This is a genomic window from Micromonospora sp. NBRC 110009 (genome assembly GCF_030518795.1).
Classification (GTDB): Bacteria; Actinomycetota; Actinomycetes; order Mycobacteriales; family Micromonosporaceae; genus Micromonospora.
In genome coordinates this window covers 992880-1018605 of the sequence record NZ_CP130427.1, presented here as the reverse complement: position 1 = coordinate 1018605, position 25726 = coordinate 992880, and the positions used below count along the sequence as shown (strand labels likewise).

22 protein-coding genes are annotated in these 25726 nt (G+C 73.9%); 12 read left to right on the top strand and 10 right to left on the bottom strand.

Going from position 1 to position 25726, the window contains the following annotated elements; all coding sequences use genetic code 11:
* Positions 1-72: 72 nt before the first annotated feature.
* Both rph and rdgB read left to right on the top strand, forming a co-directional pair.
* Positions 73-798: a ribonuclease PH gene (gene rph / locus Q2K19_RS04770; protein ID WP_302767955.1), complete on the top strand. Its 726-nt coding sequence runs from the start codon at positions 73-75 to the stop codon at positions 796-798.
* The gene (gene rdgB, locus Q2K19_RS04765; protein ID WP_302767954.1) at positions 795-1409 is read left to right on the top strand and encodes an RdgB/HAM1 family non-canonical purine NTP pyrophosphatase; all 615 of its coding nucleotides are present in this window, start codon (positions 795-797) and stop codon (positions 1407-1409) included. The genes rph and rdgB overlap by 4 nt, the downstream gene beginning before the upstream one ends.
* Before the next feature lie 41 nt (positions 1410-1450).
* On the opposite strand, the gene Q2K19_RS04760 is transcribed toward rdgB, so the two are convergent.
* The 9 genes from Q2K19_RS04760 to Q2K19_RS04720 are packed head-to-tail and all read right to left on the bottom strand — an operon-like array spanning position 1451 to position 11204.
* Positions 1451-2701 carry a DUF6891 domain-containing protein gene (locus Q2K19_RS04760; RefSeq protein WP_302767953.1) on the bottom strand — a complete coding sequence of 417 codons (1251 nt, stop codon included), beginning with the start codon at positions 2699-2701 and terminating at the stop codon, positions 1451-1453.
* Positions 2702-2751: 50 nt separating this feature from the next.
* Positions 2752-2955 (bottom strand): DUF6186 family protein, encoded by a 204-nt coding sequence (locus Q2K19_RS04755; protein WP_302767952.1) that lies wholly within the window; start codon positions 2953-2955, stop codon positions 2752-2754.
* On the bottom strand, positions 2952-3344 hold the full coding sequence (locus Q2K19_RS04750) for a hypothetical protein (protein WP_302767951.1): 393 nt from the start codon (positions 3342-3344) through the stop codon (positions 2952-2954). The genes Q2K19_RS04755 and Q2K19_RS04750 overlap by 4 nt, the downstream gene beginning before the upstream one ends.
* A 34-nt stretch (positions 3345-3378) precedes the next feature.
* Positions 3379-4917, bottom strand: a complete 1539-nt coding sequence (hutH, locus tag Q2K19_RS04745) for a histidine ammonia-lyase (RefSeq protein ID WP_302767950.1) — start codon at positions 4915-4917, stop codon at positions 3379-3381.
* On the bottom strand, positions 4905-6113 hold the full coding sequence (hutI, locus tag Q2K19_RS04740; RefSeq protein ID WP_302767949.1) for an imidazolonepropionase: 1209 nt from the start codon (positions 6111-6113) through the stop codon (positions 4905-4907). The genes hutH and hutI overlap by 13 nt, the downstream gene beginning before the upstream one ends.
* Entirely contained in the window at positions 6110-7465 is a 1356-nt protein-coding gene (locus Q2K19_RS04735) for a formimidoylglutamate deiminase (protein ID WP_302772278.1), read from the bottom strand. The genes hutI and Q2K19_RS04735 overlap by 4 nt, the downstream gene beginning before the upstream one ends.
* Entirely contained in the window at positions 7462-8682 is a 1221-nt protein-coding gene (locus tag Q2K19_RS04730; RefSeq protein ID WP_302767948.1) for an allantoate amidohydrolase, read from the bottom strand. The genes Q2K19_RS04735 and Q2K19_RS04730 overlap by 4 nt, the downstream gene beginning before the upstream one ends.
* An 11-nt stretch (positions 8683-8693) precedes the next feature.
* Positions 8694-10343, bottom strand: a complete 1650-nt coding sequence (gene hutU / locus Q2K19_RS04725) for a urocanate hydratase (RefSeq protein ID WP_302767947.1) — start codon at positions 10341-10343, stop codon at positions 8694-8696.
* Positions 10344-10355: 12 nt separating this feature from the next.
* Complete coding sequence (locus Q2K19_RS04720) at positions 10356-11204, bottom strand: MurR/RpiR family transcriptional regulator (RefSeq protein ID WP_302767946.1); 849 nt, start codon at positions 11202-11204, stop codon at positions 10356-10358.
* 97 nt (positions 11205-11301) lie between these two features.
* Here Q2K19_RS04720 and Q2K19_RS04715 point away from each other — a divergent pair, with 97 nt between their 5' ends.
* The 7 genes from Q2K19_RS04715 to Q2K19_RS04685 all read left to right on the top strand — a co-directional run bounded on the left by Q2K19_RS04715 (position 11302) and on the right by Q2K19_RS04685 (position 19828).
* Positions 11302-12597 carry a hypothetical protein gene (locus Q2K19_RS04715; protein ID WP_302767945.1) on the top strand — a complete coding sequence of 432 codons (1296 nt, stop codon included), beginning with the start codon at positions 11302-11304 and terminating at the stop codon, positions 12595-12597.
* Between the two features lie 8 nt (positions 12598-12605).
* Entirely contained in the window at positions 12606-13727 is a 1122-nt protein-coding gene (locus tag Q2K19_RS04710; RefSeq protein WP_302767944.1) for a glycosyltransferase, read from the top strand.
* Between the two features lie 100 nt (positions 13728-13827).
* Entirely contained in the window at positions 13828-15009 is a 1182-nt protein-coding gene (locus Q2K19_RS04705) for a glycosyltransferase (RefSeq protein ID WP_302767943.1), read from the top strand.
* Positions 15006-16160 carry a glycosyltransferase family 4 protein gene (locus Q2K19_RS04700; RefSeq protein WP_302767942.1) on the top strand — a complete coding sequence of 385 codons (1155 nt, stop codon included), beginning with the start codon at positions 15006-15008 and terminating at the stop codon, positions 16158-16160. The genes Q2K19_RS04705 and Q2K19_RS04700 overlap by 4 nt, the downstream gene beginning before the upstream one ends.
* On the top strand, positions 16157-17239 hold the full coding sequence (locus tag Q2K19_RS04695) for a glycosyltransferase family 4 protein (RefSeq protein WP_302767941.1): 1083 nt from the start codon (positions 16157-16159) through the stop codon (positions 17237-17239). The genes Q2K19_RS04700 and Q2K19_RS04695 overlap by 4 nt, the downstream gene beginning before the upstream one ends.
* Positions 17240-17261: 22 nt before the next feature.
* Positions 17262-18326 (top strand): glycosyltransferase family 4 protein, encoded by a 1065-nt coding sequence (locus tag Q2K19_RS04690; protein WP_302767940.1) that lies wholly within the window; start codon positions 17262-17264, stop codon positions 18324-18326.
* Positions 18323-19828: an oligosaccharide flippase family protein gene (locus Q2K19_RS04685; RefSeq protein WP_302767939.1), complete on the top strand. Its 1506-nt coding sequence runs from the start codon at positions 18323-18325 to the stop codon at positions 19826-19828. Before Q2K19_RS04690 ends, Q2K19_RS04685 begins: the two co-directional genes overlap by 4 nt.
* Positions 19829-19840: 12 nt before the next feature.
* Here the strand turns inward: Q2K19_RS04685 and Q2K19_RS04680 are convergent, their stop codons facing one another.
* On the bottom strand, positions 19841-21628 hold the full coding sequence (locus Q2K19_RS04680) for a hypothetical protein (RefSeq protein WP_302767938.1): 1788 nt from the start codon (positions 21626-21628) through the stop codon (positions 19841-19843).
* A 437-nt stretch (positions 21629-22065) separates the two neighbouring features.
* Here Q2K19_RS04680 and Q2K19_RS04675 point away from each other — a divergent pair, with 437 nt between their 5' ends.
* The 3 genes from Q2K19_RS04675 to Q2K19_RS04665 are packed head-to-tail and all read left to right on the top strand — an operon-like array spanning position 22066 to position 25678.
* Positions 22066-23802, top strand: a complete 1737-nt coding sequence (locus Q2K19_RS04675; RefSeq protein ID WP_302767937.1) for an O-antigen ligase family protein — start codon at positions 22066-22068, stop codon at positions 23800-23802.
* Positions 23799-24701 carry a glycosyltransferase family 2 protein gene (locus tag Q2K19_RS04670; RefSeq protein WP_302767936.1) on the top strand — a complete coding sequence of 301 codons (903 nt, stop codon included), beginning with the start codon at positions 23799-23801 and terminating at the stop codon, positions 24699-24701. The genes Q2K19_RS04675 and Q2K19_RS04670 overlap by 4 nt, the downstream gene beginning before the upstream one ends.
* Positions 24698-25678, top strand: a complete 981-nt coding sequence (locus Q2K19_RS04665) for a glycosyltransferase family 4 protein (RefSeq protein WP_302767935.1) — start codon at positions 24698-24700, stop codon at positions 25676-25678. The genes Q2K19_RS04670 and Q2K19_RS04665 overlap by 4 nt, the downstream gene beginning before the upstream one ends.
* Positions 25679-25726: the final 48 nt, after the last annotated feature.

Genomic DNA, 25726 nt, shown 5'->3' with positions numbered 1-25726 from the left:
GGATCAGGGCCCGGGTCGCCGGCTACCGGCACCCGAGGGCGCTTCGATCAGGGCACCGCATAAGGTGCAGGCATGGCGCGACCTGACGGGCGGCAGCCCGACCAACTCCGACCGGTGACCCTGACCCGGGGCTGGAGCACTCACCCGGAGGGCTCGGTGCTCGTCGAGTTCGGCGCGACCCGGGTGCTCTGCACGGCGAGCGTGACCGAGGGCGTCCCCCGCTGGCGCAAGGGCTCCGGTCTCGGCTGGGTGACCGCCGAGTACGCGATGCTGCCCCGGGCCACGAACACCCGCTCCGACCGGGAGAGCGTCAAGGGGAGGATCGGCGGGCGCACCCACGAGATCTCCCGGCTGATCGGGCGCAGCCTGCGGGCGTGCGTCGACCTGAAGGCGCTCGGCGAGAACTCGATCGTGCTCGACTGCGACGTGCTGCAGGCCGACGGCGGCACCCGGACCGCCGCCATCACCGGCGCCTACGTGGCGCTGTACGACGCGGTGACCTGGCTCGCCGAGCGGAAGGCCCTCGCCGGCAAGGTGGAGAAGGTGATGCACCGGTCGGTGGCGGCGGTCAGCGTCGGCATCATCGCCGGCGAGCCGCGGCTGGACCTGTGCTACGAGGAGGACGTGGCGGCCGAGGTCGACATGAACGTGGTCTGCACCGGGACCGGCGACTTCGTCGAGGTGCAGGGGACGGGCGAGGCCGGCATCTTCGCCCGCGAGCAGCTCGACGCCCTGCTCGACCTGGGCGTGGCGGGCTGCCTGGAACTGGCCGACGCCCAGCGGAAGGCGCTCTCATGAACAAGGTGCTGCTCGCCACCCGGAACCGCAAGAAGCTCGTCGAGCTGCAGCGCATCCTCGACGGCGCGCTCGGCGCGCACCGGATCGCCCTGCTCGGCCTCGACGACGTCGAGGAGTACCAGGAGCTGCCGGAGACCGGCCTGACCTTCGGCGAGAACGCGCTGATCAAGGCGCGGGAGGGCGCCCGGCGCACCGGCCTGCCGACCATCGCCGACGACTCCGGGCTGGCCGTGGACGCGCTCAACGGCATGCCGGGGGTGTTCAGCGCCCGCTGGTCCGGCCGGCACGGAGACGACCACGCCAACCTCCAGCTGGTGCTGGACCAGATCGCCGACCTGCCGGACGAGCATCGGGGCGCCGCCTTCGTCTGCACCGTGGCGCTGGTCCTGCCGACCGGCAAGGAGCACCTGGTCGACGGCCGCCAGTCCGGCCGGCTGCTGCGCGCGCCGCGCGGCGAGGGCGGCTTCGGGTACGACCCGATCTTCCTCGGCGACGGCCAGGAGCGGACCAACGCGGAGCTGACCCCGGAGGAGAAGGACGCGATCAGCCACCGCGGCAAGGCGCTGCGCGAGCTGGCGAAGCTGGTCGCCAAGGTGCTCCCGCAGCCCTGAGCCCGCAGCCGCCCGGTCCGTCGGAGCTGGGCGGCTACCGATCACCAGGGCTTGGTCACCGTGTCGCCGAGTTCGGCGACCGCGACCCGGTCCTCGGTGGCCAGGAGGGTGATCATCCGCTCCGCCTCGGCGAGGGTGACGTGCCGACCGGTCACCGTGGCTGTCTCAGGATGCGGTGTCTCCAACCAGAGCCGGTCCGCCTCCCAGCCCATCTGCACCACACCGCCGGAGCGGCCGAGGCAGGAGAGGAAGTCGCGGGTGCCCGGTTGCAGGCGGTGGGCGATCGCGACGGCCTCCGCCGCCTCCAACGCCACCCTGTTGCCGTGCCCGGTCGGGTGTTCGTAGGTGGCGTCGACGTAGTCGTCGGGCGAGGGGACGGTGGCCGGCGGTCGGCCCAGCAGCGCCATGCCGTCGTACCGACCGACCGTGGCGGGGCGGCGGTCCGGGTCGTCGTACTCGCCGATCAGCGCGTCCCCGTCGCGGCGGACGGTGACCGTCAGCGAGTCGGTGGACAGGCGCACCCGGGCGTCGGCCGGCAGCCACGGCAGGTGCAGTGCGGTCAGCCGCGCGGCTGACTGCACCCCGTCGTGCGGCGCGTGCATCCCCGACCAGGCGCTGAGCAGCTCCACCTCGATTTCGACGTCGTCGTCCACGGTGGGCGGCACGGCGGCGAGGCGGCCGACCCGGCGCCGCCGCCAGACCATCGGCACCTGGATCCGGCTGCCGGTGTCGCCGTTCCAGTGCACGGTCAGCCCTTCGCCCCGCAGGGTCGCCGCCACCTCCTCGCCGATCTCCACCGAGGGCGGTTGCTCGAAGAGCCCGTACGCGAGGAACACCGGCGACCCGTCCACGGCATGTTCCGCGTCCTGCTGATGGTAGAAGGCGTAGCCGCGCGGGGTGACCTCGGACGGCACCTCGGCCCCGATCTCGCTGAGCCCGCAGTTCTGGCAGCAGGCGAAGTTCTCCCGGGCCACGATGCCGGCGGCGGAGAGTGCCCGGAACGCGGCGGCGAGCCGATCGCTGTCGGTCACCTCCGGCCAGCTCTCCTGGTCGGCCAGGTGCGCGGTCAGCTCCTCCGCCACCACCGGCCAGGCCAGCTCCGCGATCCGGGCCGGCTCGGCCTCGCCGTCCAGGTACTCCACCGTCTCGGCGACGATGGCCGCCGCCGGCAGCTCCGCCAGCGCCACGTGGCGGCGGACAAAGGCGCGGATCTCGCCGTCGAGCCTGTCGCCGCTCGGGGCGTCGTCACGGTCGAGGGCGTCCACCGCCACCCGGGCGTCATCGTCGGTCACGGCGACGAACGGTAGCAGCGCTGTCCGACAGCCACGCCGCCTCGTGGGCGTCACCGGGCGAGGAAGTGCCAGCCGAGCCAGAGCCAGACGCCCAGCACCAGGGCCCGGCCGGTGGTCGTCCGGAGCGCGGCGGTCAAGGCCGCACCGAGCGGTGCGAGGCAGGGGCCCGTCCGCCGCCGGGCCGCCGCGTCGGCGGCCACCATCAGCAGCAGGATCGCGGCGAAGCCGGCGGCGATCAGGCCCCGGGCGGTCACCGGGTCACCAGCCAGGCGCCGGTCCCGAGCCAGAGCAGGTAGCCGACCACCCGCCCGGGATAGGTGGCGAGCACGGAATCGGTCAGGATGCTGAAGGTCGGGTGCGCGTCGTCGTTGCCGGCCAGGAACGCGCCCAGCTCCCACAGGCAGAAGAGCACCCCGAGACCGAGCCAGGTGACGGCGGCGCGCCGCCCGACGCGCGGTCGCCGGACGGGCGTTCGGCGCAGGCCCGCGAGGAGCAGTGCGACGCCGGGCGCCAGGACTGCCCACGCGGCCGGGCCGGTCAGCGGGCGGGCGGCCGCCGCGACCAGGGCGTACCCGATGGCGGCCCACCACACGACCCGGCGCCACCAGGGTGACGCCAGCGTGCCGGCGGTGGTCTGTTCCACCCTTCCAGTGTGGACCGGCCCGGCCGGAATCCGCTCAGCCGAGCTGGCCCACCTCCCGCTCGATCGCCGCGCGCAGCTCGGGGCCGCCGAGCGCCTCCCGCGCGGCCTCCATCAGCGGGGCGAGGAAGACGTCCGGCCCCGGCTCGCCCACCACCTCACCGAGCGCGGCCAGCGCGGCCCGGCCGGCCGGGGACGGGGTGAGCGGGGCGCGGAGCTGGAGCCCGCGCACGGCCGCCAGCAGCTCCACCGCGAGCAGGCTGGTCAGGTTGTCCAGCACGGTGCGCAGCTTCTTGGCCGCCGCCCAGCCCATCGAGACGTGGTCCTCCTGCATGCCGCTGGTGGGCAGCGAATCCACCGACGCGGGCGCGGCGAGCCGCCGGTTCTCCGCGACGATCCCGGCCGCGGTGTACTGGGCGATCATCAGCCCGGAGTTGACCCCGGCGTCGGGGGAGAGGAACGCCGGCAGGTCCCGGGAGCGGGTGACGTCGAGCAGCCGGTCCACCCGCCGCTCGGCGATGGCCCCGACCTCGGCGGCGGCGATGGCCAGGTAGTCGGCGGCGAAGCCGAGCGGCGCGCCGTGGAAGTTGCCGGTGGACTCGACCCGCCCGTCCGGCAGCACCACCGGGTTGTCCACCACGGACAGCAGCTCCCGCCCGGCCACCACCTCGACGAAGTCGAGGGTGTCCCGGGCCGCGCCGGCCACCTGCGGCGCGCAGCGCATCGAGTACGCGTCCTGCACGGCGTGTGCCAGGTCGTCGCGGTGCGAGTCCATCACCGCCGAGTTCTGCAGCAGCCGGTGGATGTTCGCCGCGGACGCCGCCTGGCCGGGGTGCGGCCGGATGGCGTGCAGCTCGGGCAGGAACGGCCGCTCCGAGCCGAGCATCGCCTCGATGGCCAGCGCGGCGGTCACGTCGGCCATGGCGAACAGGTGCCGGGCGTCGTGGATGGCCAGCAGCAGCATGCCGAGCATGCCGTCGGTGCCGTTGATCAGCGCCAGCCCCTCCTTGGCGGCCAGCTCGATCGGCGCCAGCCCGACCCGGCGCAGCGCCTCGCCGCCGGGGATCCGCTCCCCGGCCGGGCCGAGCACCCAGCCCTCGCCGAGCAGCACCAGCGCGCAGTGCGCCAGCGGGGCCAGGTCACCGGAGGCGCCCAGTGAGCCGTGCTCCGGCACCCACGGGGTGACCTCGTGGTTGAGCAGGTCCGCCAGGGCCTCGGCGACCAGCGGCCGGACCCCGGAGCGGCCGAGGGCGAGCGAGCGCACCCGCAGCAGCATCATCGCCCGCACCACCTCGCGGGGCATGGGCGCGCCGACGCCGGCGGCATGCGAGCGGATCAGCGCGTGCTGGAGTTCCGCGCGCCGCTCGGGCGCGACGAACGTGTTGGCGAGCGCCCCGAACCCGGTGGAGACGCCGTACACGGGCCGGCCGGCGGCCTCGATGCCGTCCACGATGGACCGGCTGGTCGCCATCGCGTCCACCGTGGCGGGGTCGAGGACGACCTTGGCGGTGCCGCGGGCCACGGCGAGCACGTCGGCGGGGGAGATTCCGGTGGGCAGAATGGTCACGGTCGACATTGCGGGACTCCGTTGTGCAGAACCTGGCGGATCAGGGGGACTCCCGGCCGGTAGGCCAGGTGCAGGTGGGACGGGGCGTCGAGGATCATCAGGTCGGCCCGCGCGCCCCGCGCGAGCCGGCCCACGTCGTCGCGGCGCAGCGCGGCCGCCCCGCCGGCGGTCGCGGCCCAGACCGCCTCCGCCGGGGTCATCCGCATCTCGCGTACGGCGAGGGCGATGCAGAACGGCATCGACGACGTGTACGACGACCCGGGGTTGCAGTCCGTCGCGAGGGCCACGGTCACCCCGGCGTCGAGCAGCCGGCGCGCGTCCGGGTACGGCGACCGGGTAGAGAACTCCGCCCCGGGCAGCAGGGTGGCGACGGTGGTCGGCTCGAAGCCGGAAACCCACGTCGTGCCGGTTGACGCGAGCGCGTCGATGTCGGCGTCGGACAGGTGGGTGCAGTGGTCCACGCTGGCCGCGCCCAGCTCCACCCCGAGCTGCACGCCCGGCCCGGGGCCGAGCTGGTTGGCGTGCACTCGCACGCCCAGCCCGACCGCCTGCCCGCAGGCGAGGATCGCCCGGGCGTGGTCCACGTCGAAGGCGCCCCGCTCGCAGAACACGTCGATCCAGCGGGCGTACGGGGCGGCGGCGGCGAGCATCAGCCCGCACACCATGCCGACGTAGTCGTCGGGGCGGTCGGCGTACTCGGCGGGGACGACGTGCGCGCCGAGGAACGTGGTGTCCTCGGTGAACTCGGCGGCGATCCGCAGGGAGCGGGCCTCGTCGGCGACGGTGAGCCCGTATCCGCTCTTGATCTCGATGGTGGTGGTGCCCTGCCGCATCGCCTCGCCGCGCAGCCGGTGCACGGTGGCCCGCAACTCGTCGTCGGAGGCGGCGCGGGTGGCGCCCACGGTGGTGCGGATGCCGCCGCCGGTGTAGGGCTGACCGGCCATCCGGGCGGCGAACTCGGCGGCCCGGTCCCCGGCGAAGACCAGGTGGGCGTGGCTGTCCACGAAACCGGGCAGCACCGCCGCGCCGCCGGCGTCGATCCGCCGGTCGGCGGCCGGGGCGTCCCGGGCCGGCCCGATCCAGGCGACGAGGCCGTCCTCGACCAGCAGGGCGACGTTCCGGCGGATGCCCAGCGGCCCGCCCTCGCCCTCGTACGCGGAGTTGGTGACCAGCTCCCCGATGTTGTCCACCAGCAGGCTGCTCACGAGCGGGTCACCTCCTGGATGGCGTGCCGCAGCTCGGTCGGGACGTCCACGGTCAGGTGCCGGCCGTCGGCCACCACCGTCCGCCCGTCGACCACCACGTGCGTGACGTCGGCCGCGGTGGCCGCGAAGAACGCCCCGACCGGCGGCACCCCGGCGGTGCGGGCGCTGTCCAGCCGTACCGTGACCAGGTCGGCCCGGTCGCCGACCGACAGCCGGCCGGCGTCCCCCCAGCCCAGCGCGGCGTGCCCGCCGGCGGTGGCGGCGGTGAGCAGCTCGACGGCGGTGAAGTGGCCCCGCTTGCGGGTGCGCAGCCGCTCGTCCAGCTCGACCGCCCGGGCCTCCTCGAAGAGGTCGACCACGGCGTGGCTGTCGCTGCCCAGGCTGAGCGGGCTGCCCGCCTGGGCCATCCGGCGGGCCGGCCCGATCCCGTCGGCGAGGTCCCGCTCGGTGGTGGGGCAGAGGCAGATGCCGGTCCGGTTCTCCCCGAGCAGGCTGATGTCGGCGCTGGTCGGGTGGGTGGCGTGCACCGCCGTGGTGTGCCGGCCGAGCACCCCGTGGTCGGCCAGCAGCCGGGTCGGGGTGCAGCCGTGCACGGCCCGGCAGGCGTCGTTCTCGGCCGGCTGCTCGGAGAGGTGCACGTGCAGCGGCAGCCCCTGCCGGTCCGCCCAGCCGGCCACGGTGGCGAGCTGCTCCGCCGGCACGGCGCGGACCGAGTGGATCGCCGCGCCGACCCGGGCGTGCGCGTCCTGCGGGGTGAACGCGCTGACCCGCTCCGCCCAGCGCAGCGCGTCCCCGTCGCCGAACCGGCGCTGCGGACCGGCCAGCGGCGCCCCGTCCACGCTCGCGGTGAGGTACGCGGTGTCCAGCAGGGTGAGCCGGATCCCGGCGTGCGCGGCGGCCTCGACCAGCGCCGCCGACATCGCGTTCGGGTCGTCGTACGGCTTCCCGTCCGGGCCGTGGTGCAGGTAGTGGAACTCGCCCACGCAGGTGATCCCGGCCAGCGCCATCTCGGCGTACGCGGCCCGGGCCAGGGCCAGGTAGGAGTCGGGGTCGAGCCGGGTCGCGACGGCGTACATGACCTCGCGCCAGCTCCAGAAGTCGCCCCGCCCGCCGTGGGTGCGCCCGCGCAGCGCCCGGTGGAAGGCGTGCGAGTGGGCGTTGGCCAGGCCGGGCAGGGTGAGCCCCGGCAGCCGTACCGCGTCGCCCAGCACCTCGACCCCGGCCATCGGGGCACGGCCGCCGACCAGCGGGGCGACCGCGGTGATCCGGCCGTTCTCGGTCTCGATCAGCACGTCGGGGGTGGGCTCGGCGTGCGCGGGCAGCCAGGCGTACTCGGCCAGCCAGCGGGTCAGCGGCATGCCAACTCCTCCAGCACCCGGGCCAGGGCGGTCACTCCGGCCGCGCAGTCGGCGTCGGTGGCGGACTCGGCGGGGGAGTGGGACACCCCGGTCGGGTTCCGCACGAACAGCATGGCGGTCGGCAGGTGCGCGGCGAGCACCCCGGCGTCGTGCCCCGCACCGGTGGGCAGCACCGGCGCGCCGAGCAGTTTCGCCAGCCGGTCGGCCAGGCCGCCGTCGAACGCCACCAGCGGGGTGGCCGACTCCTGCGTGCAGGTCAGCTCGGTGCCGTCCCGCTTCGCCCGCTCGGCGGCCTTGGCGTGCACCGCCTCGACCAGGCCGTGCAGCGTCTCCGGCTCGGCCGCCCGGGCGTCCAGCCAGCCGGTCACCCGTGCCGGGATGGCGTTGGTGGCGTTCGGCTCGACGGCCACCCGGCCCACCGTGGCGTGCGCGTCGCGCAGCCGGGCCTCCTTGTTCGCCGCAAGCACCGTGAAGGCGTAGGTGAGCATCGGGTCGCGGCGGTCGGCCATCCGGGTCGTACCCGCGTGGTTGCCCTCGCCGTGGAAGTCGAAGCGCCAGCGGCCGTGCGGCCAGATGGCGCTGGCCACCGCGACCGGCGCGTCGAGGTCGACCAGCGCCCGACCCTGCTCCACGTGCAGCTCCACGAAGGCCGCGAAGCGGCCGAGCAGCGCCGGGTCGGCGCCCGCCGGCCGGTCACCCAGCGCCTCGGCGAAGCTCACCCCCTGGGTGTCGCACAGCCCGGCCGCGCGGTCCACCGCGATCTCCCCGGTGAGCAGCCGCGACCCCAGGCACGGTACGCCGAACCGGGCCCCCTCCTCCTCGACGAACGCGGCCACCGCCACCGGCCGGACCGGGGCGACGCCGGCGGCCCGCAGCTCGTCCACGGCGAGGAACGCGCTGACGATGCCGAGCGGCCCGTCATACGCCCCGCCGTGCGGCACCGAGTCGAAGTGGCTGCCGGTCAGCACCGCCTGCCCGGCCGTCGGGTCGCCCCACCAGGCGAACAGGTTGCCGTTGCCGTCCTCCTGCACCGGCATGCCGCGCACCTCGGCCTGCTCCCGGAACCAGTCCCGCAGCGTGAGCTCCGGCTCGGTCAGCGCGTACCGCAGGTAGCCGCCGCTGCCCGCGTCCCGCCCGACCAGCGCGATCTCGTCCCACAGCGTCCGGAACCTGTTAGGAAGGGTCCCTTCCTCTACCGAATGCGTTAACAAGGGGCCCTTCCTTACGCCTCGGTCATGGGGACGCGGACGCCGGTGCGGGCGGCCACCTCGCGGGCGTCGTCGTAGCCGGCGTCGACGTGCCGGATGACGCCCATCGCCGGGTCGTTGGTGAGCACCCGCTCGATCTTCTGCCCGGCCAGCGCGCTGCCGTCGGCGACGCAGACCTGCCCGGCATGGATGGAACGGCCGATGCCCACGCCGCCGCCGTGGTGGATGGAGACCCAGGAGGCGCCGCTGGCGGTGTTGACCAGCGCGTTGAGCAGTGGCCAGTCGGCGATCGCGTCGGAGCCGTCGGCCATCGCCTCGGTCTCCCGGTAGGGGCTGGCCACGCTGCCGCAGTCCAGGTGGTCCCGGCCGATCACCACGGGCGCGCTCAGCTCGCCGGAGGCCACCATCTCGTTGAACCGCACGCCGGCCTTGTCCCGCTCGCCGTAGCCGAGCCAGCAGATCCGCGCCGGCAGGCCCTGGAAGGCGACCCGCTCACCGGCCATCCGCATCCACCGGGCGAGGGACTCGTTCTCCGGGAACAGGTCCAGGATGGCCCGATCGGTGGCCGCGATGTCCTTCGGGTCGCCGGAGAGCGCCGCCCACCGGAACGGGCCCTTGCCCTCGCAGAACAGCGGCCGGATGTACGCCGGCACGAAGCCGGGGAAGTCGAAGGCCCGCTCGTACCCGGCGAGCTTCGCCTCGCCGCGGATCGAGTTGCCGTAGTCGAAGACCTCCGCGCCGGCGTCCAGGAAGCCCACCATCGCCGCCACGTGCCGGGCCATCGACGCCCGGGCCCGGTCGGTGAACTCCGCCGGCTTCTGCGCCGCGTAGTCCCGGGCATCGGCCAGCTCCACCCCCACCGGCACGTACGACAGCGGGTCGTGCGCGCTGGTCTGATCGGTCACCACGTCGATCTCGACACCCCGGACCAGCAGCTCGGGGAAGACGACCGCGGCGTTGCCGACCACGCCGACGCTCAGCGCCCGGCGCGCCCGCTTCGCGGCGAGCACCCGCTCGACCGCGTCGTCCAGGTTGTCGGCGATCTCGTCCAGGTAGCGGTCGTGCATCCGGCGCTCCAGCCGGCTGCGGTCCACGTCCACGATCAGGCAGGCGCCACCGTTCATGGTCACCGCGAGGGGCTGCGCCCCGCCCATCCCGCCGCAGCCGGCGGTCAGCGTCAGCGTCCCGGCCAGGGTGCCACCGAAGCGCTTCGCGGCCACCGCCGCGAACGTCTCGTAGGTGCCCTGGAGGATCCCCTGAGTGCCGATGTAGATCCAGGAGCCGGCGGTCATCTGCCCGTACATGGTCAGGCCGAGCTGTTCGAGACGGCGGAACTCCGGCCAGGTGGCCCAGTCGCCGACCAGGTTGGAGTTGGCCAGCAGGACCCGGGGCGCCCACTCGTGGGTCCGCATGACGCCGACCGGGCGGCCGGACTGCACCAGCATCGTCTCGTCGTCGCGCAGGTCGGTGAGCGTCCGCACCAGCGCGTGGTACGACGGCCAGTCCCGGGCGGCCTTGCCGGTGCCGCCGTAGACCACCAGGTCCTCGGGGCGCTCGGCCACCTCCGGGTCGAGGTTGTTCATCAGCATCCGCAGCGCGGCCTCCTGCGGCCACCCCTTCGCGGTGCGTGCGGTGCCGCGGGCGGCGCGGACGGGCTGGTGCATTCCGTACTCCTCTCAGCTGAGGAACAACTGGCGGCGGGCGGCGGACGACTCGAAGGCCTCGAGCCGGGCCTGGGTCTCGGCCGGGGCGGCGTCGCAGATCGCCTGGAGCACCACCATGGCCAGGGTCATCGGGGCGGTGTGCAGGTCGAAGACCAGATCGGTGCCGACGGCGGCGGGGAGCACCACCGCGGCGTGGTCGGTCGCCGGGCTCACCGGGGAGTCGGTGATCGCCACGACCGTCAGCCCGGCGTCCCGGGCCTCGCGCAGCGCGTCCAGGGTCTCCCGGGGGTAGCGGGGCAGCACGAAGGCGAGCAGCGCGGTCGCCCCGGCCGCGGCGGCCTGTTCGAGCCGGTCGGCGAGGAGGCTGCCGCCGTCGTCGAGCACCCGCACGTCGGGGTGCACCTTCGCGGCGAAGTAGGCGAAGTACGCGGCCAGCGGCGCGGCGGCGCGCAGCCCGAGCACCGGCAGCGGCCGGCTGGCGGCGAGCAGCTTCCCCACCTCGGCGATCCGGTCGGCGTCGGCGAGCTCGCCGGCGAGCCGGTCGAGGTTGCCCAGCTCGGCGCGGACCGCCCGCTGGAGGGCGTTGCCGGCGTCGGCCGGGCCGGCGCCGTCCGTGGCGGTCAGGCCCCGCAGCCGGCGGCGCAGCGCGGGGTAGCCGTCGTGGCCGAGCGCCATCGCGAACCGGGTCACCGAGGGCTGGCTGACCCCGGCCAGCTCGGCGACCTCCGCCGCGGACAGGTAGGCCGCCGCGCCGGCGTGCTGCACCAGGCAGTGCGCGATGCGGCGCTGGGTCGGGGTGAGCCGCACGCCGTGGAAGAGGTCGAGCAGGCGGTCGGGGGGCGCCGCACCGCTTTCATTCATGGTGCGACTCTATGCATGAAAACTTTCATCGCGCAACCTCCGGCGCGAGCGTCGCCTCTGTACTATCCGCACGGCGGATGAGCAGAGGAGTTGTCGCATGCAGCCGGTCGGTCCGTACAGGTTCACCGAGGCGCTCGGCGTCTGCCAGGTGGGCACGGCGTGGTGGGCCATCGACGGGCAGGACCGGCTGCTGACGGTGGCGGTGCTGGAGGGCGCCGCGGCGGCGGACCCGCCGTGGCGGGAGGCCTTCGCCAACGCGGCCAACGCCATGGCACTGACCTCCGGCGGCCAGCGCTACGTCAACGCCGACTTCGCCGCCGCGAAGCCCTGGGTGGCGTACCCCTCCGAGGAGGGGATGGGGGCGCAGCGCCTCTTCGAGACCCTCGGCATGGACCTGCAGCCGGCCGAGTCCGAGGCGGAGGTCCTCATCCCCGAGACGGGCAGCGTCGCCGGCCCGCCGCAGCCGGTCTCCGGGGCGCCGACCTCCGGCACGCCCAGCCCCACCTCCGGCGCGCCGCTGCCGTGGGCGATGCACGCCGCGGTGCCCCAGCAGATGTCGTCCCCGCTGCCGGTGTCGCCCGCCCCCCAGCCGGTGTCCCCGGCGCCGCGGCAGGTCTCCCCGGCGCCGCTGCCGGAGCAGCCGCGGCCGGTCAGCGTCCCGCCGCAGGACCCGTTCACCGCGCCCGCCCGGCGGATCACGCCCTCCGCCCCGCCGCCCCGGCGCCGGACCGGGCTCTGGGTCGGGATCGCCGCCCTCGTGGTGGTCCTCGCCGCCGCCGGTGGCGTGGCCGTCCTGGCGAGCTCGGGCGGCAAGGAGAAGCCGCAGACCACGGCCAGCACCAGCAGCGCCCCACCGTTGCTGCCGACGACGCCACCGGAGTCGCCCGGGGTCGAGCCGCCGAAGCCCGGCGCGTGGCCCACCCAGTGGCCGCGGTTCAAGGAGCGGGACACCGTCCGGACGCTGAATCTCGACGGCCTGGGCTTCCCGGTGAAGGTCCCCACGAACTGGCAGTGCACGCTCGCCGGTCGCGCCGACGGCTACGTCAAGTACCAGTGCGGTACGACCGCGACGGGCGCCCAGGCGCTCGGCGGAGAGGTGATCGTGCGGAGCTGCCCGCAGCCGTGCACCGAGCAGTGGCAGAGCGCCATGCGCGGTGTCGAGGAGGCCTGGGGCGCGCAGTGGATCCGCAGCGGCGAGTACGCGAGCTACGCCGAGAAGATCCTCGACGTCGACGGCGGGCAGCGGCACGGCCTGGTCGTGGTGGCCTACTTCCGCAGTGGCGAGGACGGCGCGATCGACCGGCAGCTGGTGATCCGGATGACCTCTCCCGTGCCGGAGGCCTACCAGCTGCGCCGCTTCGCCAGCTACGTCCGCGACGTGGTCGTCTTCTGAGGAGCGTCGTGAGTCTCGCCTCGTCCACGTCCGATGCCGCACTCCGCCCCCTCGCCGACCGGTCCGTCGCGCTGGTCCACGAGTGGTTCGGCGCCACCGGCGGCTCCGAACAGGTCTTCCTGAGCATGGCCGAGGTCGTCCCGCACGCGGAACGGTTCGTGCTCTGGAAGGACCACGACGCGACGGTGGACCAGCAGATCCACGAGTCGTGGATGGCGAAGACGCCGTTGCGGCGCAGCAAGGCGCTCGCGCTTCCGGTCATGCCGCTCACCTGGCGGACACTGACCCGCAAGAAGTACGACTTCGTCATCTCCTCGAGCCACGCCTTCGCGCACACGGTCCGGATCGGGGACCCGGACCGGACCCGCCACCTGAGCTACGTGCACTCACCCGCCCGGTACGTCTGGAGCCCCGACCTGGACCAGCGCGGCGCGAACCCGGTGCTCGCGCCGATGCGCGCGGTGCTGCAGGCGGGGGACAAGCGGCTGAGCCGGCACGTGCACAGCTACGCGGCGAACTCGCGGGAGGTGCAGGCGCGGATCCGCCGCTTCTGGGGACGCGACGCCCGGGTGATCAACCCGCCGGTGGAGGTGGACTACTTCGGGGCGGCCCCGCCGGAGGTGCGCGACCAGGACCGCCGGTATCTCCTGGGTGTCGGCCGGTGGGTCCCGTACAAGAACTTCGACCTGATGATCGAGATCGCCGCGGCGGCCCGCCTGCCCCTGGTCCTCGCCGGTGGCGGCCCCGAGGAGGCGAACCTGCGGCGGCTCGCCGCCCGCGTCGACGTGCCGGTCGAGTTCGAGATCAGGCCGACCCGGGAACGGCTCCGCGAGCTGTACTGGGGCGCCGTGGCGCTGCTCTACCCGGCGTTGGAGGACTTCGGCATGATCCCGGTGGAGGCGCAGGCCTGCGGTACCCCCGTCGTCGGGTGGGCGCGTGGCGGGCTGCTGGAGACCGTGGTGACCGGCGAGACCGGCTTTCTCCTCAACGCCACCGACCCCGCCGACTACGTGGACCCGATCCGTCGGGCGGCGGACCTGCCCGCCCGGGCGGCGGTGGCCAACGCCCAGCGGTTCACGCCGCAGGTCTTCCAGGCGAACGTAGCCGCGTGGCTGACCGAACAGGGGTAGCCGCCCACTCCCGTCCGTGGATCTAGTAGCGGTATTGGCCGGGAACGGAGCCTCACATACTCTGGCCGGGCTCAGTGCACTCCGAGCGGGGGATTGATTCATGGGGACGGCGTCGCCCGTCGCGAACGTGCTGATGTTGGGTACCGCCGAGTGGGACGCCCCGATCGCGACGAACCAGCACTACGTCGCGCGCGAGTTGGCGCGCACCACGACGGTGACGTTCGTCGAGTCACTGGGGCTGCGCCGGCCCAGGCTCAACCGGAACGACGTGGTCCGGATGGCCGGGCGGGTCCGGAAGGCGGTGGGCGAGCGGGAAGCGCCGGCACACCGACCCCGGCCGGCGGGGGCGCAGATCGTGTCGCCGCTCGTGCTGCCGGTGCACCGGGCGCCCACCCGCCCGCTCAACCGCGCCCTGCTCCGGAGGGCCACCGGTCGCTGGCTGACGAGTGCGCGTCCGCGCGTGCTCTGGACGTTCACGCCCGTCACGTACGGCCTGGAAGAGGCGGCGGACGTCGTCGTCTACCACTGCGTGGACCTCCTGGCGACCTTCCCGGGCGTGGACGGCGTCGCCGTGGCGCGCGGGGAGCGGCGGTTGTCGGCGCGCACCGCCGTCGCCATCGCCACCAGCACGGCGGTGCACCAGCATCTCGTCACCGCCGGCTTTCCCCGGGTCGAGCTCCTGCCGAACGTCGCGGACGTGTCGGTCTTCACGGGGGCCAGCAGGCCGGCGGCCGAGCGCCGGCCCGCCGTCCTCTTCTCCGGAAACCTCACCGTGCACAAGCTCGACATGCGACTCCTCGAGGCGGTCGCCACCGCCCTGCGCGGGCACGGTGAGCTGCTGCTGGCCGGTCCGCTCGCGGCCGGTGGGGGCAGCTTCGACGCGGAGCTGCGCCGGCTTCAGGAGCTCGGGGCCCGCCACGTCGGCGTGCTCACCCCTGCCCAGCTCGCCGAGCTGGCCGGCACCTGCGCCGTCGGGCTCATCCCGTACGAGATCAACGACTACACCCGGGGGGTCAGCCCCCTGAAGTGCTTCGAGTACCTGTCCTCCGGGCTGGCGGTGCTGAGCACCCGGCTGCCGGCGGTCACCGAGCTCGCGCGGACCAACTCCCACGTGACGGCGGCCGAGGCCGACGACTTCCCCGCCCGCCTGCGGGAGCTGCTCCAACCGGTCACCGACCCGGTGCTGGACGCCCGGATGGCGAGCGCGGCGGAACACGGCTGGGCGGGCCGCGGCGCGCTGCTGCGCGATCTGCTGGAGACCGAACTGGTCCGTGGGCGATGAAGCGCGTACTCGTCGTCAGCGTCGAGCCGCCCTGGCCGGCGCAGCACGGTGGCCGCATCCGGACGGCTCGGGTGGCCGAGGCGCTGGGCCGTCACCTGGACGTGCTGGTCACGTTCCCTGACCATGGCGAGCGGCAACTGGACGCGCCGGTCGCGACCGCTCCGCTGCCCTGGTCACCACCGTCCGCGGTCCGCACCCGGGCGTCGGGCCGTCCTCACCTGGGCGGGCACTACCTGGTGCCGGTCGCCGACTCCCTCCTGGCGCTCTGCGACGAGTTCCGGCCCGACGCGGTCTACTGGTCCCACTCCTACCTGGCGGCGTGGGCGCCGCCCTCGGCACGACCGGTACCGCAGGTCGTGGAATTCGCCAACATCGAGAGCCGGCGCCTGCAGACGCTGGTGACGTCGGCCCACGGGTGGCAACGGATGGCCCGGCGGGCCGAGGCGACCAAGGCCGCCTTCTGGGAGCCTCGGGTGGCCGCCCGCGCCGCCCTCTGCGTCGCGCTCTCCCAGCCGGACGTGGACGTGCTGCGCGGCTGGGCCCGCGACGTCGTCCTGGTGCCCAACGGGGTGGACCTCCAGCCCTACACCCCGTCCCCGGCCGACGGGTACGCCCTGGCGCTGGCCTCCTACGACTACGAGCCGAACGTGCTGGCGCTGCGCGCCCTGGTCCGGGACACCTGGCCCCTCGTCCGCGCCGCGCTTCCCACGGCTCGGCTGGTGGTCGCCGGCCGGCGGAGCGAGGCGTTGAGCCAGGAGTTCGCCGGCACTCCCGGAGTGACCGTGCTCGGCACCCTCGACGACGTGGCGGACGCCTACGCCGGCGCCGCGCTGACCGTCGCCCCCGCCACCACCGGCGGCGGGTCGCAGCTCAAGCTGACCGAGTCGATGTCGCGTGGGCGTTCCGTGGTGATGAGCCCGTTCGCGGCGCAGGGCCTGCCGAGCGCCGTGCGCGGCGCCGACGCCTACTGGGTGGCCGACGAACCGCGGGCCTTCGCCGACGCGGTGGTCGACGGGTTGCGGGACCGGTCCGCCCGGCAGGCGCGGGAACACGCGGCGTGGCGGCGCTGCGCGGCGCTCGGCTGGCCGCAGGCGGTGGGCGAGCTGGTCACCGCCATCTCGACCCTCGCCGAGGGGAAGGTGGCGTCGTGATCCGGCGGGTTCACCTGATCGAGTCGGGCGGCCGAGGTGGCGTCTTCAACCACACCGTCGAGGTCGCTGCCGGCCTGACGGCACTCGGGGTGGACGTGGTCGTGCACACCGCGGACGACTGCGACGAGGTCCCCGCCTCGGTGGCCCTGTGCCGGTGCGTCACCTGGCACCGGGCCTCGCCCAACCGGGTCGTCCGCCAGGCCCGGACGTCGGCGCGCTACCTGCTGCGTACCCTGCCGCACCTGCACCGGGCGATCGGCCCGGAGGACGTCGTCCACATCCAGGGCATGTTCGCGCTCACCCCGGAACTCGTCTCGGTCGCCCGCCGCCGTGGCGCGACGGTCGTCGCCAGCCCGCACAACACCTTCGTCCGGTCGAACGCCCCCGGCGGCGGCCGGGCCCTGCGCAGCGCGCTCCACGACACCGACCGCGTCCTCGTCTACTCGGACGCCGACCGGCAGAACCTCCTCGCCAGGGGGGTGACCGACGTGGTCCGGGTCCCGCTGGTGCAGTGGATCCCGCCCGTGAATCCGGCCCTCGTCGAGCGGTGGCGCACCGAGCTGAAGCCGGCCGGCGGCAAGCTCGCCCTGCTGCCCGGCCAGGTCCGGGCGGACAAGAACCCGGAACTGTTCGTCCAGGCCATGGCGCAGCTGCCCGACTGGCGGGGAGCCGTGGTCGGCGACGACCTCGGACCGGGCCGGCAGGTGGACGCGCTGATCGAAGCGACCGGCGCGGCCGTGACGACCGCCTACCGCTATCTGGACGTCGACGAGTTCACCGCACTGGTGGCGAGCGCCGACGTCGTCGTCGCGCCGTACGCGGTCGCCAGCCAGTCCGGCGTGCTCGCGGTCGCGGCCAGGCTGGGCGTGCCGACCGCGGTGGCCCCGTGCGGCGGTCTGGGCGAGCTGGCCACCGCCGTCGCCCGGGACACCAGCGTCGCGGCGATCCGGGACGCCATCGTCGCCGCACACCAACTCGGCGCGGAGCCGGTCGACACGGCGGACGCCGCCAACCGTTTCCTTCACGAATACACCGCTACCCGCCAGCGCCGCACCAACGGCCCGGCCCGCAGCCGCTGAGAAGAGGCCTCCATTGTCCAGGTTGACCGTCACGATGGTCTCCGTCTCGGACACCGCCGGTGGCGCCGAGGCGCACACCGTCGCGCTCGGCCGCGGGATGCGGGATCGCGGCCACGATGTCGTCCTGTACGGCCGGTGCCCGGGCTGGGAGGAGCGCGGCCTGAGCCGGCGCGAGATCGGGCTCGGGCCGAAGTGGTCCCGCCGGACGATGGCCACCGGGCTCCTGCGGGTGCCCCTCGAGCGGCACCGGACACAGGCCATCGCCGACTCCTCGCTCTACTACCTCCAGTTCAAGCGGGAACAGATCGCCCTGACCGCGCCCCTGTCCCGCCGCGCGCCGGTGGTCTGGACGGAACACGGGCGGTGGATGGGCGGCCGCGCCGGCCGGATGCTTCTCGCGGGCTATGCGCGCGCCGCCGAGCACGTCGCCCGGGTGATCTGCGTCAGCGCGGCCGTCGCCAGCGACCTCGAACCCGTCGTCGGCCGGGACAAGCTCGTGGTGATCCCCAATTCGATCGACACCGGCCGCTACGCCGCCCCGCCGGCCGAGACGCGGGCGGCGTTGCGGCGACAGGTGCTGCCGAGCCACTTCCAGGACCGGCGCGTCGCCGTCCTCGCCGCGCGGTTGCACGGCGCCAAGCGCCACGATCGGGCCGTGGCGGCGGCACTGGCCAGCGGAAGCGCCCTGCTCGTCGTCGGCGACGGACCCGACCGCGAGCGGCTGGAGCGGCTCGCCGCCGGCAGCACCGACGTGCACTTCACCGGTCACCGGGAGGACGTGCCCGCCCTCCTCGCGGCCAGCGACTTCTACCTCTATTGCGGGGCGGAGACCGACGGCACGCCGACCTGCGTGCTCGAGGCGGCCGCCGCCGGGCTGCCAGTCGTGGCGTTCGCCGGAGATCCCGGGACGGAACTGGTCTCCCGCTGCGGTGGCCTGGTGATCCAGGATCCGTCGGAGCTGACGGCCGAGCGGGCCGCCGCGCTCCTGGACCTGCGCGGCGGCGGCGTCGCCTACGTCGAGCAGCAGCACGGCCGGGAGAACTGGCTCGCCGCGTACGAACGCATCTTCGGGGAGTGCCTCCGGTGACCTCGCCTGGACAGACGACGAACAAGCCGGGGGACGCCGGGGTTCCGGCGGGCACCGTACCGGATCTCGACGCGACCGGACCGGCGGACGGCGCGCGGTCGGCGCGCGGGCTCAGCATGGCCACCGCCGTCTCCCTCGGCCTCCGGCTGCTGGGCATGGTCGTCGGCATGGCGACCAACTCCGTGCTCGCTCGCTACCTGAACCCGGACGGGTTCGGCGTCTTCGCCCTCGCGCTCACCCTCGGCACGGCGGCGGCGCAGGTCGCCGACATGGGCACGACGATCACCGTGAGTTCCCGGATTGCGCGGGAGAAGTTGGCCGCCGGCCGGATCCTGAGCACCGGCCTGGTCATCCGGACCTCGGTGGCGTTGGTCGCGACCGTCGTCCTGCTCGCCGCCGCCGCCGGAGGGCTCTTCGGCGAATCCAGCTCGGTCGTCGGTGTGGTCGCCGTCGCGACGCCGCTGTCCGCGGCGTCGATCCTGACGGCGGGAGCGACGGCCCGGTTCCGCCCCGAGGTGTCGTCCGTCCTCGCCCTTGTCCAGGGCCTCCTCTGGCTGGTCGCGGTGGTGACCGTCGCTCGTACCGGCGGCGACGTGGTTCTCCTCGGCTGGTTCTTCGTCGCGGTCGTCGCGCTGCAGACCTCCGTCGGTGTGGTGATCAACCGGAGGCTGGTGCCACTCGGCCGCCCGTCGTGGGCGGAGGCCGGTCGGATCTTCTCGCTGAGCTGGCCGCTCGCGATCAGTTCGCTGGCGGTCATGGCCTACTACCGCCTCGGCTCGGTGATCCTGTTCCACCTCCAGGGCGCTGCCGAGGTGGGCTACTACTCGGCCGCCTACAAGTTCCTGGACGTCGCGCAGCTCGGCCCGGCCATGTTGGTGGCCCCGCTGCTGCCGATCGTGGCGACCAGCCTGTCCATGGACGCCCACCGCCGAAATGTGATCTTCAGCCTGGCGACGCGCACCGGCGTCGTGATCGGCGCGGGCACGGCGGTCCTGCTGATCGCGCTCGCGCCCGCCCTCGTCGCCTACCTCTACGGCGACGACTTCGCCCCGGCGGTCACGCCCCTGATCCTGCTCGCCGTGGCCTTCGTCGGCGTCACCCTCGGCTATGTCGGCACGACCATCTGCTCCGCGCTGGGCGTCGTACGGCCGATCGCGGTGTTGACGGTCTCGGTGGCGGTGGTCAACCTCGCGGCACAGTTCTGGGCCTGTGCCCGCTGGGGAGCCACCGGCGCCGCGGCGGTGGCGGCCGCCACGGAGTTCGTCATCGGCGCCACGACCTGCCTGCTCGCGGCGCGGGCGATGACGTCGCGACTGCCGGTGCGGGAGATGGCGAGCGTCCTCGTCCTCGGCGCCGCCACGATCCTCGTGTTGTGGCTGGTCCGGCTTCCGTGGCCGATCGAGGCGGCGCTGGCGGCCGGCATGTTCGGGGCGGCGGTGCTGGCCGCGCGGGCGGTCACCCCGGCGGACCTCAGGCGGGTGCTGTCCCGCAAGGCCCTGTGAGCACGCCGCCGGTCAGTAGGTGGCGCCGGTCTGGAGGTGCTGCCAGGTCAGGCCGGTGCACCTCACCGGCCCCGTCCCGCAGGACAGGCGCGGATTGGTGTTCGTGGCCCGGCTGCCGTCGACCCGGACGAGCCTGCTGACGTCGACCGCGAGATCCGGCGCGTACGACACCACCGAACCGCCGGCGGCGACCGCCACCCCCCGCGAACCGGGTGTCGACCGCAGCCCGTCGCCGCGCACCACCACCGCGCCTGACCGATGCACGTTCGCGAGCCCGCCGGCGCTGTGGTCGATGCGCACGTTCGACAGCACCAGCTCGGTGTCGGTGTTGAGGTCGACCAGCCAGGGCGTCCCGGCGGTCTGCACGTCGTCGAGAGCCAGCCGGGGCAGGGTGTGGGTGGCCGCCTTGGCGGTGACCAGGCCGCCGTTGCCGACGACCCGCACCCCGGACAGGTCCGCCTGGCGCACCGCGGCCTTCTCCGCCCATTCGGAGAGTTCGAGCAGGTGACTGTCGCCGCTCGCCGTCATGGTCGCCGTCCGGACGGTCAGCTCGTCCACCACGCCGGCGATCCGGATGACCTTCGCGCCGGCCGACGCGCCCCCGATGGTCAACCGGTCCACCTGCAGCCGTCGGATCCTCGCCGTCGCGTCCACGGCCAACAGGGGCAGGGCTCCGAGCTGGGCGACCGCGACGTCCTCGACCGTGAGCATGTCCAGGGTCGCGGGAGCCAGCGGCGAGAAGCGCACCAGTGGCAGTGCCGCGTCGGGACCGTCGGCGGTCAGCCCCCGGAGCCGGACGTGCCCCACGGCCGAGCCGTTGATGTGCACCACACCGCCCCGGCCGGGCAGGGCCGCCGCGGCCACCTCTTCCACCACCAGGTCGTCGACCCGGCCGCCGGTGGTGCGCCACTCGGCGGTGTCGTCCCCGACCCAGACGACGTTGTTGCCGGCAACGCCCGCGACGCGCCGGACCGTGGTACGCAAGGCCGCGGTCTCCGGCGACCCGCCGAGCACCTTGACCAGCGCCGCCAGCGAGGCCACGTTGACGTCCTCGATGACGGTGTCGGTCACCGGGCCCGACACGTCGTCGTAGGCCTGCCAGTCGCGAGGGGTGATGGCGACGGTGTCGTCGCCCGTCGAGCCCCGGATCCCGGAGATCCTGGTCCGCGCGGCCGGCCCCTGGATGTGCACTCCGTCCGAGTACACGGCGAACCTGATCCCGGTGACCGTGGTGTCGGTGACGTCGCCGAGGGAGATGGCGTACTTGTCGCTGGCGGTCTCCACCGCCAGTCCCTTGAGTGTCAGGCCGTCCACCCGCCGCCAGCGCAGGGTGTGCAGGTCGGGGCCGGTACCACCGACCCCCGCCGCGCGTACCCACGTGCCGCCGACGACGGTGATGTCCCGGTCCCGACCGCCGGTGGTGACCGCGCTGTTGACGAGGAGGTTGCAGGCGCTACCGGTCGTCAGGGTCACGGTGCACCCCGACATGGCCAGCGTCGTGCCGCTGCGCACCACGAGGGGGGCGCTGATCCGGTAGTGGGCGCCACGGCGCCCCTGGATCGGGCCGCCCGCCCCGGCTAGGAGAGCGGTGTTGAGCGCGGCGGTGTCGTCGCCCCCGGACGGGGGCGGCAGCAGCACGGTCTGCGCCCGGCGCGGGGTGTCGCCGGCGAGGACCAGGTCGCCGGCGACCACCATGCCGCCGGCGGCGGCGAGGAGAGCGCGGCGGGTGACCAGCCGCGGCTCCGGAGGGTAACCGCGGATGACGCTACCGGGTGGCGACCATCGACCGCGAGTGCGCAAAGCTGCCACCATTCGAGCCATCCGACCGGAACCATGAATATCGTAGTGAGCCTCGGGTGGCTGCTCCGGCCCGCTCCCGGTTCACCTCGTCGGGATGACGAGTTCGCGTCGACGCTCCTGTTCGCCTTTCCTGCTACTGTGTGCCGCGACGGCCGCTGCCGTGATGTTCGACCTACCACATTGCACGGCCGCCCTGGTCACAGGATTGCTTGGGCTGTGGTCGTCCCGCGACTGTCACGGCAACCGGTTCGGCGTTGTGGTCAGCAGGGTTCCGGGTCAGCGAAGGCCGACCGGGATCCGATCTCGGGGCAAGGGCAGCGATGGGTTCCAGAGGGACTTTGACTGATTCGGGCACGGACGACGCGGCCGTCAATCGCCCCCAACAGCCTCTCGGCGGCCCCGATGGCCGCGGTCAGACGGGCCGCGGGCCAGCTCTGATGCGTTTCCCCGGCTGGGCGTACGGCATCATCTCTCCGGTCGCCGCCACCGGCCGGCGGCCGCTCGGGTGGGCGTCCTGGGCGCTCGCGGCGTTCAGCGCCGCGTACATCGTCTGGACCCTGCCGTCCCCGGCCGGGGTCGTCATCGCGATCGCGTTGCCGCTGCTCGTGCTCCGCCTTCCCCTGACCGGCATCGTGCTCGTGGCCGTGCTCGCCCAGGAGATCAAGCCGAACGGGCGGTTCGGCGTGTTGACCACGTTGGGTCACCAGCTCTACTTCGGTACCGGGAAGATCCCCATTCTCCTGGCGCTGGCGTTGACGGCCGCGTTCGCCGCGGCCCGGTGGTGGCCACCGCAGCGCGTCCGCCTCCGTTCGTTCGGCGGCGCGCTGCTCGGGCTGGCCGCCGCGCTCGTCGTCCTGGCCAGCGGCAGCGGCCTGCTCCACGGGCAGTCGGTCTTCTCCGCGGTCAACCAGAACGCCCGCCCCTTCATCCTGCTGGTCCTCGGACTCGTCGTCGGCCTGAGCCTGCGCCGGCTGCGGGACGACCAGAGGTCGCTCCGGGGGGCGGTCGGGGTGGCGCTGACCGGCCTGCTCGTCGCGGCAGCCATCGCCATCCCGTTCGGCGAGATCGCTGACGACCGGCTCAGCCGCTACTTCGTCTACTACGACTCGGCGTTCCCCGCGATCGCGGCGGCGGTGTTCATCGGCATGCTCGGAGGCGGCGGGCGGCGCTGGGACTGGCGTCACCTGGGCGTGCTCGTCGCCGCGCCGCTCCTGGTCCTGATCAGCTTCCGTCGCAGCGTGTGGCTCGCGGCTCTGGCCGCCCTCGTCGTCGTCTTCGTGCTCACCTGGCCGCGCTGGAAGCGGATGATCGGACAGTTCGGGTTCGCGGTGCTCGTGGTGGCGGCGGTCGTGTTCGCCGCACCGGGTTTCGCCGCCGATCTCGGCCTGCGCAGCGCGGGCAGCTTCGAGCTCGCGAGCAGCGGACCGGCCCCGACCAGCGGGCCGACCACGAGTCGGATGCCGAGTCCGAGCAGTGTGCCGAGCGCGAACGGAGCGACGGCCGCGAGCCGGGCACCGAGCCCGACCCGTGCCCCTGGCGCCAGTCGGACCCCGAGCGCACCAGGCACGCCGGGCAAGAGCGGCACACCGAGCAAAACTGGGGCAGCGAGCCCGAGTAGCACGCCGGCGACCAACCCGCCGAGCCCGAGCGGGCCGTCGAGCGCGAGCGGGGGATCGGCCGTGCCCGCCGCCACCCGGCCCGCGCCGGCGGTGCCGAACCAGGAGAGCAGCGTCCACCAGACGGCGTCCACGGGCGGGCACATCAGCGACCTTCGCCTCGGCTGGGAGCACGTACGGGCGAACTTCTGGACCGGGGTGGGGCCCCTCGCGCCCCAGATCGACGGCTTCGCCGCCCACGAGGCCACGCGCGTTTACGTGCACAACGAGCTGCTGCAGGACTGGCTGCGGTACGGCCCGGCGGCGCCACTGCTGGTGATCCTCTTCCTCGTCGTCGCCGGACTGGCGGCGCTCAAGGCCCTGCGAACGCCCGACAGCGACGGCGTCGTCCGAGCCGCCGCCGCGTTCTGCCTGATCGCACCGCTGTGTCTGATGACCGCGCCGTTCCTTTCCGAGACGAGCCGGTGGCCACTGGTGATGGGCGTCGCGGTCGGAATCCTCGCCGGATCGGTGGGGGTCAGCACGAAGTCCGGTAGAGCCTGGGGGAGGTCACGGTGACTGGCACGCCGCTGCGCGAGCGCGAGGCGGATCGCTCGGGCGCGGCCACCGTTTCCGTGGTCGTGCCCACCCGCAACAGGAGCGAACTGGCCGGTGCGAGGGCGCGATGGGCGCTGGCGCAGCCCGCCGTACGCGAGGTGATCTTCGTCGTCGACGGGAGCTCGGACGACACCGCGGCCCGGCTGCGGAGCCTCGCCGATCAGGACTCCCGGCTCCACGTCATCGTCAACGAGCGCAGCGTCGGCCCCCCGAAGGCCAAGAACGCGGGGATTCGTGCCACGACCTCGGAGTGGGTGCTCGTCATCGACGACGACGACGTACCCAGCGACGATCTCATCGCCGAGCTTCTCCGCGTCGCGCACGAGGCGGGCGCTGACATCGTCGGGGTGCCCTGGTTCAACCTGGGCGAGGCGGAGACCGTCGAGGAGCTGGTCGCCCGGGCGCCGAGGACGCCGGGCGGCCCGGAGCTCGACCGGCCCGGGCTCTTCCCCCAGACGGCCTGGGCACAGTGTGTGTGGATGCCCGCCAACGCACTGTTCCGGCGCTCAGTCTTCGACGTGGTCACCTACGACGAGTCCTACACCGGCAACTACTACCGCGAGGAAACCGACCTGTACGTGTCGGCGGCGCGGGCGGGCCACCGGACGCTGGTGACGGATCGGGGTTACACCTACATCCGGTCCCGGCAGGGCGGCGGGATCGATCGGCAGTCGAAGCTCCGGTACGAGTGTTCGGTGCTCCGCAACAACTGGTACTTCCTGCGCAAACACGGTGCCTGGTTGCGCGAGCAAGGCCTCATCCGCCGACCCCTGCAGGAGCAGGCGTCGCTGGTTGCTCGGCGATTGAAACCGCTCGTACGCGCCGCCGGACGGCGCCTCACCCGGTGGGCGCGGCGATGAGGGTCGCCATCGTCAGTCCGAACCCGGCCAACAACTCGGGCGGGGTCGAGCGGTTCTGTCACACGCTCGCCGAGGTGATCGGACGGCTCGGCGGTGTGTCCAGCGTGGTCGGCGTCGCCGACCTCGACAAGGTCACCCACGACCTGGCGATCACGAACGGCATGGTCAGCCGCCGCACCACCGCGCCCCGGATCCACGTCTACCACGGCTGCTGGGTGGACCACGTCCGGTTGGGGTCCCGCACCAACGACTACTCCCTGCCCTGGAAGACGCAGTTCCTGGTCAAGGGCGCGGCGAAGGAGATCTGGGCGGGTGCCCACGCCTACCGGGTGGCGGTCTCGGCGCCCACGGCCGCGGAGGTGGAGCACTGGTACCGGCTCCGGGTCCATCGGGTCATCCCGAACGGGATCGACACCGGAACGTTCGCGATCGGCGACCGAGACGTCGCCCGCAAACAGTTGCAGGTCTCCGCGGACGAACGGCTGGCCCTGTTCATCGGCCGTGCGGAGGCGCGCAAACGGCCGGACATCGCGGCGGCCGCGGCGTCCCGCGCCGGCTACCGGTTGTTGACCGCCGGCTCGGGCTCGGTCGCCGGTGCGACCAGCCTCGGTGTTCTCACCCCGACCGAGTTGCGGACCTGGATCCAGGCAGCGGACTGCGTGCTCGCGCCCAGCGACTACGAGGCGTGTTCGCTGGCCATCCTGGAGGCGATGGCCACCGGGACGGCGGTCGTCACGACGCGGGTGGGCTACGTCCGCACGCTCGTCGACGAGGTGCCCGGCTACCTCGATCTGACCGCCCCGGCGGGTGACCTGGACGAGTTCACCCGGGCATTGACGCTGCTGCCCACCCGGCAGGCGGCGGTCGCCGCCGCCACCGCGTACGTAAGGGCGGAGAACAGTCTTGAGCGCTTCGCCGCGCACTGGTCGGCGGCGATCGACGACGTGATGGCGAGGACGAGCACGGTCAGCGGATAGGCGAACCGTGGCTGGCGGCCCGACCTGTCGTCCTCGCTCGTCCCACGC